General features: G+C 37.4%; 15 protein-coding genes and 1 other annotated feature. All 15 genes read left to right on the top strand.

What is annotated here, in order from left to right:
* A partial coding sequence (locus tag CI949_RS11325) for a chorismate-binding protein (protein WP_290766576.1) occupies window positions 1–484 on the top strand: 484 nt, incomplete at its 5' end.
* On the top strand, window positions 468–1,034 hold the full coding sequence (locus CI949_RS11320; protein WP_290766574.1) for an aminodeoxychorismate/anthranilate synthase component II: 567 nt from the start codon (window positions 468–470) through the stop codon (window positions 1,032–1,034). The genes CI949_RS11325 and CI949_RS11320, both read left to right, overlap by 17 nt.
* Before the next feature lie 86 nt (window positions 1,035–1,120).
* The gene (gene trpD, locus CI949_RS11315; RefSeq protein WP_290766571.1) at window positions 1,121–2,158 is read left to right on the top strand and encodes an anthranilate phosphoribosyltransferase; all 1,038 of its coding nucleotides are present in this window, start codon (window positions 1,121–1,123) and stop codon (window positions 2,156–2,158) included.
* Complete coding sequence (gene trpC / locus CI949_RS11310) at window positions 2,158–2,904, top strand: indole-3-glycerol phosphate synthase TrpC (protein WP_290766569.1); 747 nt, start codon at window positions 2,158–2,160, stop codon at window positions 2,902–2,904. Before trpD ends, trpC begins: the two co-directional genes overlap by 1 nt.
* A 39-nt stretch (window positions 2,905–2,943) precedes the next feature.
* Complete coding sequence (locus tag CI949_RS11305) at window positions 2,944–3,606, top strand: phosphoribosylanthranilate isomerase (protein ID WP_290766567.1); 663 nt, start codon at window positions 2,944–2,946, stop codon at window positions 3,604–3,606.
* Between the two features lie 55 nt (window positions 3,607–3,661).
* Window positions 3,662–4,846, top strand: coding sequence for a tryptophan synthase subunit beta (trpB, locus tag CI949_RS11300; RefSeq protein WP_290766564.1), 1,185 nt, complete (start codon window positions 3,662–3,664; stop codon window positions 4,844–4,846).
* Window positions 4,839–5,633, top strand: coding sequence for a tryptophan synthase subunit alpha (gene trpA, locus CI949_RS11295; protein ID WP_133530719.1), 795 nt, complete (start codon window positions 4,839–4,841; stop codon window positions 5,631–5,633). The genes trpB and trpA overlap by 8 nt, the downstream gene beginning before the upstream one ends.
* A gap of 200 nt (window positions 5,634–5,833) precedes the next feature.
* Window positions 5,834–6,379: a flavodoxin domain-containing protein gene (locus CI949_RS11290; protein ID WP_133530720.1), complete on the top strand. Its 546-nt coding sequence runs from the start codon at window positions 5,834–5,836 to the stop codon at window positions 6,377–6,379.
* Between the two features lie 15 nt (window positions 6,380–6,394).
* On the top strand, window positions 6,395–6,991 hold the full coding sequence (locus CI949_RS11285) for a DUF1349 domain-containing protein (protein ID WP_290766561.1): 597 nt from the start codon (window positions 6,395–6,397) through the stop codon (window positions 6,989–6,991).
* 47 nt (window positions 6,992–7,038) lie between these two features.
* Window positions 7,039–7,293, top strand: a binding site (T-box leader).
* A 104-nt stretch (window positions 7,294–7,397) separates the two neighbouring features.
* Window positions 7,398–9,038 carry a methionine--tRNA ligase gene (gene metG / locus CI949_RS11280; RefSeq protein WP_133530724.1) on the top strand — a complete coding sequence of 547 codons (1,641 nt, stop codon included), beginning with the start codon at window positions 7,398–7,400 and terminating at the stop codon, window positions 9,036–9,038.
* 393 nt (window positions 9,039–9,431) lie between these two features.
* Window positions 9,432–9,698 carry a hypothetical protein gene (locus CI949_RS11275; protein WP_133530725.1) on the top strand — a complete coding sequence of 89 codons (267 nt, stop codon included), beginning with the start codon at window positions 9,432–9,434 and terminating at the stop codon, window positions 9,696–9,698.
* 19 nt (window positions 9,699–9,717) lie between these two features.
* Window positions 9,718–10,383, top strand: a complete 666-nt coding sequence (locus CI949_RS11270; RefSeq protein ID WP_133530726.1) for an alpha/beta fold hydrolase — start codon at window positions 9,718–9,720, stop codon at window positions 10,381–10,383.
* A 198-nt stretch (window positions 10,384–10,581) separates the two neighbouring features.
* The gene (locus CI949_RS11265) at window positions 10,582–10,878 is read left to right on the top strand and encodes a hypothetical protein (RefSeq protein ID WP_208108989.1); all 297 of its coding nucleotides are present in this window, start codon (window positions 10,582–10,584) and stop codon (window positions 10,876–10,878) included.
* On the top strand, window positions 10,796–11,521 hold the full coding sequence (locus tag CI949_RS11260; RefSeq protein WP_208108990.1) for an MFS transporter: 726 nt from the start codon (window positions 10,796–10,798) through the stop codon (window positions 11,519–11,521). Before CI949_RS11265 ends, CI949_RS11260 begins: the two co-directional genes overlap by 83 nt.
* A gap of 169 nt (window positions 11,522–11,690) precedes the next feature.
* Window positions 11,691–11,858: cold shock domain-containing protein (locus CI949_RS11255; protein WP_290766579.1), on the top strand; the 168-nt coding region annotated here is incomplete at its 3' end.

Genomic DNA, 11,858 nt, shown 5'->3' with positions numbered 1-11,858 from the left:
AATGCTGCTGGATTTAGGCCGTAATGATTTAAGCAGAATTGCAGCCAGAGGAAGTGTGGAAGTAACAGAACTGATGGAGGTTGAGTTTTATTCCAAGGTGATGCATATTGTCTCTCAGGTGGAAGCAGATTTAAGAGAGGGGCTGGACAGTCTTGATGTTTTAAAAGCAGTTTTTCCTGCTGGAACAGTTTCCGGTGCTCCGAAGATTAAAGCAGTTGAGTTAATTGACAGGCTGGAAAAAGAAGCACGGGGAGTTTATGCAGGTACTGTAGCCTACTTAAGTTTTAATGGTAATTTAGACAGCTGTATTACTATCAGAACCTTTTCGCTGGTTGACGGCAGACTTAACTTACAGGTTGGAGCGGGAATAGTTGCCGATTCAGATCCGATTAAAGAATATCAGGAGACACTGAACAAGGGCCGCGCCTTATTTGATGCCCTGGAAGTGGTAAGAGAGGATGGTATCCGTGATTTTAGTAATTGATAATTATGATTCTTTTACCTATAATCTGGTCCATTTGCTGGAAGAGTTTGATGATGTTAAAGTGCTGAGAAATGATAAGCTGACTGTGGCTGAGATAGCGATTATGGCACCTGATAAAATTATAATTTCTCCCGGACCGGGCAGACCTGATGATGCAGGGGTTTCTAAAGAAGTTATAAAATATTTTAAGGACAAAATTGATATTCTGGGAGTTTGCCTCGGTCATCAGTGTATTGGAGAGGTTTTTGGCTCTCAGGTTGTAGCAGCCGACCGAATTGTGCACGGCAAAGTTTCGGCAGTTAAAAAGTTAAAAGATGATGGGTTTTTTAACGGAGTTGAAGATGGTTTTCTGGCAACCCGCTATCATTCTCTGATAGTAGATAAAAAAAGTTTGAGTTCTAAACTTGAAGTACTGGCAGAAACTGAAGAAGGAGAAATTATGGCTTTAAAGCATAAGAATTATCCGGTTTATGGTGTCCAGTTTCATCCTGAATCAATTCTAACTGATGCCGGGCGGGATTTAATTAAAAATTTTCTTGAACTAAATTGACAGTATATTAGTGAAAGTGATTTAATAGAATAATTTTGAAAAAGTTGAGCTGAGCTGAGATAAATGTAATTAGAGGAGGAGAGAAGATGTTTAATAAACATTTAGATAAAGTAGTGAGCAGAGAGAATCTAACATTAAGTGAGATGGAAGAGGCAATGACGATGGTGATGGAAGGAAAGACTACTGACAGTCAGCTGGCTGGCTTTTTAGTAGGTTTAAGGATGAAAGGTGAAACTATAGATGAGATTACAGGAGCCGCAAGTGTGATGCGGAATAAAGCTGCTGCAGTGAAAACAGAAAGTAAAGATTTAATCGACAGCTGTGGAACCGGAGGAGATGAAAAGGGAACCTTCAATATTTCTACAACTACTGCAATTGTAATGGCAGCAGGAGGTTTAAAGGTAGCCAAACATGGTAACCGCTCAGTATCTTCAAAAAGTGGTAGTGCGGATCTGCTGGAAGCACTGGGAGTAAAAATTGATTTATCACCAGCAGAGGCAGGTAATTGTCTGGATCAGGTTGGGATTTCATTTTTATTTGCCCCTCATTTTCACCAGGCAATGAAATATGCAATCGGACCGCGAAAAGAGCTGGGTTTAAGAACAATCTTTAATATTCTGGGACCCCTGACCAATCCGGCTCAGGCTGATTATCAGGTGCTGGGAGTTTATAAGGAAGAATTAGTTATGCCGCTGGCCCATGTTCTCAAAAACCTTGGTTTGAAATCAGCAATGGTTGTTCACGGTGCTGGAGGGGTAGATGAGCTGTCACTGGCTGGAGAAAATAAAACAGCCTATTTAAAAGATGGTGTTGTTAAGGAATTCAATTTCAGTCCGACCGAGGCAGGACTGAAAAAGGCAGCAATCCAGGAGATCTTAGGGGGGAGTCCGGAAGAAAATAAAGAGATTACTTTAAATATACTAAAGGGTAAAAAGGGACCCAAAAGAGACGTGATTCTTTTAAACTCTGCTGCAGCATTTCTGGTTGAAGGTAAAGTTAAAGATTTAGAGGAAGGTGTAAAACTGGCAGCAGAACTGATAGACAGCGGTCAGGCCATGCAGAAGCTGGAAGAACTTATTAACTGCAGCAATTCATTTGGTAATAGTTCCGGGGCGGTGCAGTAATGATTTTAGATAAAATTATTTTAGAGAAGAAAAAAGAAGTTTCAGAACTAAAAAAACCGCGGCATTCTTTAAAAAAGAAGCTGGCCCGGAAAGGAATCTCTCTGCTGGCAGAAATCAAAAAAGCTTCTCCCAGCAAGGGACTGATTCAGCCTGATTTCAATCCAGAAGCCCAACTTAAATCTTATCAGCAGGCAGGAGCAGCAGGAATTTCAATTTTAACAGACCAGAAATTTTTTCAGGGGAGTAATGAAATTCTAAAGGAAATGCGGCAGCTGACAGACCTACCAATATTACGGAAGGAATTTATTATCGATCCACTGCAGCTTTATGAAAGTTTTTTTATTGGGGCTGATGTGGTACTCTTAATAGCTGCTGTTCTAAGTGATGAGAGGCTGCGAGAGCTTTTAGCATTATCCAGAGAGCTTAAAATGGAGGCGATTGTTGAGGTTCATAATCGCGATGAGCTGGAAAGAGTAATTAATACTGAGGCAGAAATTATTGGAATCAATAATCGGGATTTAAATGATTTTAGTGTTGATCTAAAGACAACAGCAGAGCTGGCAGCTGAATTAGAAAAAATTAATCTGAGGGATGACTATTACCTGATTGCAGAAAGTGGGATTAAAACAAAAGCTGACATAGATTATTTAAAAGAAGTTGGTGTTGACGGAGTTTTAATTGGTGAGACCTTGATGAGGGCAGAAGATCCGACTGCTAAAGTTAAGGAACTGGGATTGATTGACTAAAACATTAATTAGTAATCATTTAAGTATAGAGGTGATTTGATGTTGGAAAATAGAACGATGATTAAAGTTTGTGGAATGACACGCAGCAGAGATATTAAATTTGCAGTAAACATTGGAGTTGATGCAGTTGGCTTTATCCTTGCTGAAAGTTCAAGACAGGTTAATCTGGACCGGGTTAGAGAACTGACAGCAAAAATGCCGCCCTTTATAAATAGAGTTGCGGTTGTTGTCAACCCAAATAAAAGCGAGGTAGAAGAGATTACAAATAGCGGTTTATTTGACTATATTCAATTTCACGGTAGTGAGGAAGTAGAGTTAATTAGCAGTACTACCTTAAAAAGTATCAAAGCAATTTCAATAGCTGGAAAAGATGATTTAAAAAAAATTGAAAAGTACAAAAATACAGCAGATTTTCTGCTTTTTGACACTAAAATTGGAAATCAGACCGGAGGAACGGGTAGAAGTTTTGACTGGTCTTTAATCAGAGATTTAGAAATACCATATATTCTCGCCGGGGGACTGGGAAATGAAAATATAAATGAGGCATTACAAAGGCTTAATCCAGCTGCAGTAGACATAAATAGCAGGATTGAAAACGAGCCGGGTAAAAAAAATCACAGGTTGTTAAAGGAAACTGTAGAAAAAATCAAAAATTTCAAACCCAGAACTGAAGCAAAGTTAAAGCTGAAGTCAAAACAGTAATTGAACTTTAAATTTTTTACTGATATATTATTAAAATTTGAAAGGAGTAGAGAAGATGAGCAGAGGTTATTTTGAAGAATTTGGGGGGCGTTTTGTTCCAGAAACTTTAATGCCGGCCTTAGATGAGCTGGAAGAAGTTTATTTAGAAATGAAAGAAGATCCAGATTTTATTAATGAGTTAAAGTCACTGCTGGCTGATTACAGCGGCAGACCGACTTCTTTATATTATGCTGAGCAGTTAACCAGACACTACGGGGGAGCAAAAATTTATTTAAAGCGGGAGGACTTAAACCACACCGGGGCTCATAAAATTAATAATACTTTAGGGCAGATTCTGCTGGCCCGGAAAATGGGCAAGAAACGAATAATCGCAGAGACCGGCGCCGGCCAGCACGGGGTGGCAACTGCTACAGTAGCAGCCCGCTTTAATTTGGACTGTGAAATTTACATGGGAGCAGAAGATATTGAGCGCCAGGCTCTTAATGTTTATAAAATGGAGATGCTGGGGGCAGAAGTTATTCCGGTGACCAGCGGCACCCGGACTTTAAAGGATGCCACCAATGAGGCAATTCGCGACTGGGTAACCAATGTGGAAGATACCCACTATATAATTGGTTCTGTAGTTGGTCCTCATCCCTATCCTGAGATGGTGCGTGACTTTCAGCGAATTATTGGAGATGAAACCAAAAAGCAGATTAAAGAAAAGGAAGGGCGGCTGCCGGATTATATTCTAGCCTGTGTTGGCGGCGGCAGTAATGCAATGGGTATTTTTTATCCCTTTGTTGAAGAGCAGGAAGTAAATTTAATTGGAATTGAAGCCTCCGGTAAAGGAATTGAGAGTGGACAGCATGCAGCAACTCTATCAGCCGGACGAGTTGGAGTTTTACACGGCAGCAAATCTTACCTGCTGCAGGATGATGATGGTCAGGTTATACCAGCCTATTCTATTTCTGCAGGGCTTGACTATCCGGGAGTGGGACCTGAACACAGCTATTTAAAATCAATTGAGAGAGTGGACTATCAGTCAGCAACTGATCTGGAAGCTGTAGCTGCTTTCAAGCTTTTAAGTGAAAAAGAAGGAATTATCCCGGCTCTGGAGAGCTCTCATGCCCTCTCTTATTTAGAAAAGCTGGCTCCTAAGCTGGAAGAAGATCAGATAATTGTGGTTAACCTTTCCGGTCGGGGCGATAAAGATATCAATAACTTTAAGAAGATCAGGGAGGCAGAAAAAGATGAATAAAATTTCAGCACAATTTAAGGATAAAAAACCTTTAGTAACCTATATTAGCGGTGGTGATCCGAGCCTTGAAATAACTGAAAAGTTGATCTACAGACTGCAAAATGAGGGTGTTGATATAATTGAACTCGGAATTCCTTTTTCTGATCCTCTGGCTGATGGCCCGGTAATTCAGGAGGCTTCTCAGCGAGCTTTAAAAGCGGGAACTACTTTAAAGAAACTAATTACAAAAATCGATCAAATTCAGGACCAGGTTGAGGTGCCGCTGGTTTTAATGGGTTATTATAACTCAGTTTTAAATTATGGAGAAGAAAATTTTGCCCGTGATCTGGCGGAAGCAGGTATTTCTGGAGTGATTATTCCTGACTTACCGGTAGATGAAAAAGCCGAGTTATCTAAATATCTGGCCGAATATGGAGTTTCCCAAATTATGCTGGTAACTCCCAATACTTCTGAAAAAAGACTTGAAGAAATTACAGCTAAAAGCTCCGGCTTTCTCTACTGTGTGGCTCATCTTGGGACCACCGGTGATGATAAACAGGGAGTTTATCCGGAACTGGAAAGCTATCTGGACCGGGTTCGTAAAACAGCAGGTGAACTGCCGCTGGGCCTGGGTTTTGGTATTGATGGCCCGGAAAAGGTAAAAAAGATAATTGATTACCCGGATGGGGTTATTATCGGAAGTGCTTTGATTAAAGCTATTCAGGCTGGAAATACAGAAGCAGAAATGCTTAATAATGCCGGTGAATTTGTAAGGTCGATCAAAAAAGCCATAAGTGAAGAGAGCTAGTTAAGCAGGCAGTAAATTAAAATTTATATAGATTTTTCTCGATAAACCCTCCTTAAAAGGCCAGAACTAATTCTGGTCTTTTTTGCTGTTTATAGATAATCAAATTATTTTAGGCAGGAAAATTAAAAGTTAAAGCTAATTATAGAAATGATAGTTCAAAAAGATTTTACAGTACTAATTTAAGAAGAGAGGTTAGCAAAATGAAAACTCTAATTGTCTACTGGTCAAAGACGGGTTTCGTTAAAAAATACGCCGAATGGCTGGCTAAAGAGCTGGAAGCAGATATTATTTCAGGTAAAGAAGTAACAAAAGGTAACCTGAAAGAATATGACTCTTATATTTTTGGCGGCAGTCTTTATGCTGTAGGTATTAATGGTGCCGATTTTATTAAAAAGAATATTGCAGAACTGGAAGGTAAAAAGACGGCTGTTTTTGCCACAGGTGCTTCTTCACCCACAAAAGAGGTTATTGAAGAAGTTAAAAATAAGAATTTTACTGAAGAAGAGCAAAGATACTTTAAGTTTTTCTATCTGCGGGGAGGATTTGATTACAGCAAATTAGGATTTAAGGATAAAGTTTTGATGAGTATTATGAAGTGGAAATTAAATAGTAAAAAGAAAAAGGCTGAAGAATTGACGGAAGAGGAAAAGGGGATGCTGGCTGCCTATGAGGAGCCGGTTGACTTTACAGATAAAGAGAATATAAAAGAAATTGTGGAGTATTTTAAAGATCGAACTAAATTATAATTGGAGGCTAAAAAAATGCAAAACATAAAAATGGACAAAAGTATTTTCAATAACTTTCACTGGCTAAATAAACCAGAAGAATACTATTTCGAAAATGCACTGGTCATTCAAACTGAGCCAGAGACAGATTTCTGGCAGCGAACCCATTATGGTTTTAGAAATGATAATGGTCATGCTCTATTGACCGGTCTTAAAGACGATTTTTCATTTGCTGCTAAATTTAAATTTGAACCGCAGGATAAATATGATCAGTGTGGGATAATGCTTAGACTGGACAGTAAAAATTGGATTAAAATTTCTACAGAATATGAAAATCAGGAAATCAGCCGGCTGGGCTCTGTAGTTACCAATCTTGGCTATTCAGATTGGGCTACAGAAGATATAAGTTCAGAAATTAATGCAATCTGGTATCGAGTCAGTAAAAGAGGAAAAGATTTTTTAATTGAAAATTCTTTTGATGGCAGAAAATGGTCACAGATGCGAATTACCCATCTGCAGCAGGATTTTGATGAAATTCAGGTTGGAGTTTACGCCTGCAGCCCAAAAGAGAACAGTTTTAAGGCAATAATTGAAGAAATAATTATTGGCGAAAATCACTGGGAACAGGAATGATTATTTGACTTTTTAAATTTAATGTAATATAATTTTGAAAACTTAATCTAAAAGTGAAGAAGGAATAGAGTAAATTGAGGAAGCTTTTACAGAGAATCCTGCTGCTGAGAAGGGATACTGCAGATTCAATTGAAAATGGTTCTGGAGCTGTGTATCAAATCCAAAAGGTAGTAGATTACACCGGGAGCACCCGTTATAGTGCCGGAGTATAAACATTTAATGTCGTACTCTTTGAGGCTGATGCCGTGAGGTGATTGGCAAAACTGAGGTGGTACCACGTGAATTCAACTCTCGTCCTCTAGTATTTTACTAGGGGGTGGGAGTTTTTTGTTTTAATATCAGAAAAAAGTAAAGTTAGTTTGAGTTTTATAGATTACAAATATTCAAAAACGAAAGGGGTATTAAAATGACTATATTTATTGGTGGTGCCTGGCCATATGCCAATGGTTCTCTGCATTTAGGCCACTTAGCAAGTTTGCTGCCTGGTGATATTTTAGCCAGATATTATAGATTAAGAGGAGAAAAGGTGCTTTATGTTTCCGGAAGTGACTGTCATGGGACACCTATAGCTTTGAGAGCAGAAGAGGAAAATGTTGAGGCGAAAGAAATTGCAGATAATTATCATAGAGAGTTTAAAGATTCATTTGAAAAACTGGGGTTTACTTATGATCTTTATACGAGAACTGATGATTCTTTTCATCATCAGAAAGTAAAAGAATTTTTTAAGGAGATCTATCAGAAAGAATATATTTACAAAAAGAAAGTTGAACAGCTTTACTGCTCAGAGTGTGATCAGTATTTAGCTGACCGCTATGTTGTTGGTAAATGTCCGGAATGTGAAGAGCCCACAAGGGGTGATCAGTGTGAGAGCTGTTCAGCAATGATTGAAGCAGCTGAGTTAAAGGATAAAAAATGTAAAATTTGCGGGGCAGAAGCAGAGGTTAAAGAAACTGAACATTTCTACCTGGCTTTATCAGAACTTGAATCTAATATTGAAAAAACTCTGCAGAATAGAGAGGTCTGGCGTGGTAATGCAGTTAAATTGACCGAGAAATATCTTAAAGAAAGTTTAAAAGATAGAGCAGTCAGCCGTAACCTGGACTGGGGAATTGAAGTTCCACTTGAAGGCTACAGTCATAAAAAAATCTATGTCTGGGTGGAAGCTGTACTCGGCTATTTAACAGCCAGTCAAAAATGGGCAGCTGAAAATAATGCTGACTGGAAAGAATTCTGGCAGGAGGAATGCAAATCTTATTATATTCATGGAAAAGATAATATTCCTTTCCATACAATAATTCTGCCTTCACTGCTGGCTGCTCAAGGAAATCTTAACTTACCACAAAATATAGTTTCCAGTGAATATTTAACTATTGAAGGCCGTAAACTTTCAACCAGTAAAAACTGGGCAGTCTGGGTTAAGGATTTTCTAAAAAATTATAATCCTGATTCTATCCGTTACTACCTGACAGTTAATGGGCCTGAAAAAAGAGACAGCAACTTTTCCTGGGAGGAATTTATCAACAATCATAATGGAGAACTGCTGGCTGCATTTGGTAATTTTGTCAACCGCAATTTAGTCTTTATCGAAAAATATTTTGATGGTAAAATACCTGAGGCTGAAATTGACCCGGTGATTGCTGATAAATTAAAAAGTACTTACAGCATTACTGCAGAAAAAATTGAAAATACAGAGTTTAAAGAGGCTCTGGAAGCTATATTCAGTCTGGTCAGGGATTTAAATAAGTATTTTGATCAAAAAGAACCCTGGTTCAGCCGAAAAGATAATCCGGCTAAGTGTAGAGAAACAATTTACAGCTGTACAGCAGCAATTGCTAACTTAAGAAATCTACTGCAGCCTTTTTTACCTTTTAGTACAGCAAAGATCACTGAGATTTTAAATCTGGAAGCAGCCGACTGGAATTACCTGGAGCTGAATGCTGGTAGAAAAATTAATAAAGTTGAAATCTTATTTGAAAGAATTAATAAAAAGCAGGTTGAAATTGAAAGAGATAAGCTTAAGGCTCAAGCAAAATTGAAAACGGGCTAAATAAAGGAGAAAACTAACATTAGTTTAATATAGTTAATAAGAAAATAAAAATGAGGTGATAGAGTGAAAGTCTGCTCGCAAACCTAGAGGGCTTGCCCCGAGGAGGGTCAAAATACGGCAACAGATCACTTAATAGATTTTCTGGGTAGAGAAAACCTAGAAAGTGGACTGAAAGATATTAATATTCCTTTCTTAAAGACTAGAGAATTTTTTATCCTAAAATTTTCTGATGACGATCAGTTAAGAGAAGGATATTTAAATTCAAATTTAAAAGAGAAGAGAGAAATCTTAAATGAGCTTTCCAGTCATGAACTTAATAATATTGAAGTAGGAGATAAACCTATTTTAATTGAAGAGCTGGAATGGTATTTCAGCACTGAACAGTTAGCTGAGATGATTTATGAGTTAAAAGATGCACCGGAAATAAAAATCAATCCGGGTTTAGTTGATAAAAACGAATATAACCTGGTTGAATTTAAGGGTGGTTCAGAGCCGGGAGTGCTGCAGTTTACTCAACTTGTACAAAAAAGTAAAGATAGTGATGTTTATACTATTTCTGTGACAATAAATAACAACGAGAAAGCAGTCGAACAGCAGAAAGTAACACAGTTGACCTCGAGGTTGATTGCTGCTGTTATTGAAGATCAAAGAGTTAATTAAAAAATGGGAGGGCAGAAGGGTGAAGAAAAAAGTGATTTTAGTTCACGGCTATTTTAAAACTGAAAAAGATATGTTTGTTTTAAAAGCTGAATTAGAGAAAAGGGGTTTTGAAGTAGTTACGATCAATCTGCCCTTAACATTTAAAAAATTAAAATCAGTCCTGCCGCTTTTTAAAAAAGAAGTAGAAAAAATTATTGCAGAATCTGAAACAGATGCAAAAATAAATTTTGTTGGTCACAGCACAGGCGGGCTTTTAATCAGAAGGTTTTTAGCAGTTACTGAATATAAAAATAAAATTGGGCGAATAGTATTAATAGCTTCTCCCAATCAAGGCAGTAAGCTTGCTTATTTTGCGAAAAAGCATTTTAAGCCATTTACGAGTGTTTTTAAGACTTTAAGTTCAATCGAAATTAATCATGTTAAGAAATTGGAATTGGCAGCAGCTAAAGATTTTGAAATGGCAGCAATTGCAGGGAACAACAGCAATTTATTTTTAGGCAGGCTCTTGGTCAAAGAAAATGATGGTCGGATCAGAGTAGAATCTGTTAAAATTCCTGGGTTAAAAGATTTTATAGTTTTACCTTATGGCCATAAAGATATTCATTTCCAGGAAGAAACTGCTGATCTTGTGGCTGACTTCTTTGAATCTGGGAGCTTTAATTTAGAAAGCAAAAAAGACCTTTAAAATTATTCCATAAAAGTTAAAATAGAATCTATAATTTCTCTCTGCTGTTTCTCTCTTGAAATATCGGACTTATTGTCTCCCCACCTGTTCTTATTATACGATATTATTTTAAGAAGTAAATTAATTTAATTGACATCTTTGCTTGAAATGATATAGTATATTCCAGATAATAAATTAGACAGGGAGAGATTAGTATTTATGAATTTAAATTTAAAGAGAGAAAAAGAACCAATTAAAACGGAATTTTACTACGGCTGGGTAGTACTGGTAATGGCTGCTCTGGCCTATTTTTTTAGTGGGCCAGGACAGACTTATTCGATTTCCATATTTATTGACCACTACATAGAAAACTTTGGCTGGAGCCGCTCACTGGTTTCAACACTTTACTCTGCTGGAACCTTGGTTTCCGGCCTTGTTTTTAATTATGGTACCTCTGGGCTGGTTTTTTGTCCGCAATCGCCCGGAGAACATTGGCTTAAAAATAGATGGTCTTGAGGAAGAGGAAGAAGACAGGGTAAGTGAAAAGTTTGCACCTCAGGTACATATCAGTAATGACCCCTGGACCTTAAAACAGGCAATGAAGACCAAAGAATTCTGGATGTTGATTTTTATTATTGTTGTACCCTCCATGGTTAATACAGGGATGACCTTCCATATGGTATCAATTATTGGTGAGAAAAATTTTAATGCAGCTTTTGCTGCCTATATTTTAAGTATTACTTCAGTAGTCAAATTTCCCCTTACATTTTTAGGTGGTTATCTTCTGGATCGATTTAAGGCCAGTATAATTAAAGCTCTTAATTTTGTGCTGCTGGTGGCAGCAGTATTTTTGCTGATCAAAGCTGACAGTAGAAGTGCCTTTTTAATTTATGCAGTGGTTCACGGTTCCTTTATGGCTTTTGATGGAGTCAGTACTTCAGTTATTCTGCCAAATTATTTTGGAAAAAAGCATCTTGGTAGTATCAGGGGTTTCTTTTCTACAGCAATGGTTATTGGGTCAGCTTTAGGACCACTACCGTTTGGACTGGCCTTTGATCATTTTAATGGTTATCGAGAAATTTTATTAATGGTTTTAATTTTACCACTGGCTTCTGTGATTATTTCTTATCTGGCCACTCCACCTGAATACAGACATTAACTTACTATTATATAAGATAGAAAAATAGAGAATAAAAGAGAAAAACAAAACAATTTATAAATAATTTAAGTTAATCCTTGACAGGGATATATCAGAATGCTATACTATGGGAGATGGAGAAAAAAACAAGTTCGATTTCCATTGTTATTAATTAGGAGGAATTTATTTAATGATTTACACAGGAACAGTTAAGTGGTTTGATGGAAAAAAGGGTTTTGGATTTATTGAAAGAGAAGACGGAGACGACGTGTTCGCACACTTCTCAGCTATTGAAGAAGAAGGTTTCAAAAACCTTGAAGAAGGTCAGGAAGTAGAATTTGAAATCGTAGAAGGCGAT

This window comes from Halanaerobium sp. (assembly GCF_003070835.1).
This window is presented reverse-complemented; position numbering and strand designations above follow the sequence as displayed.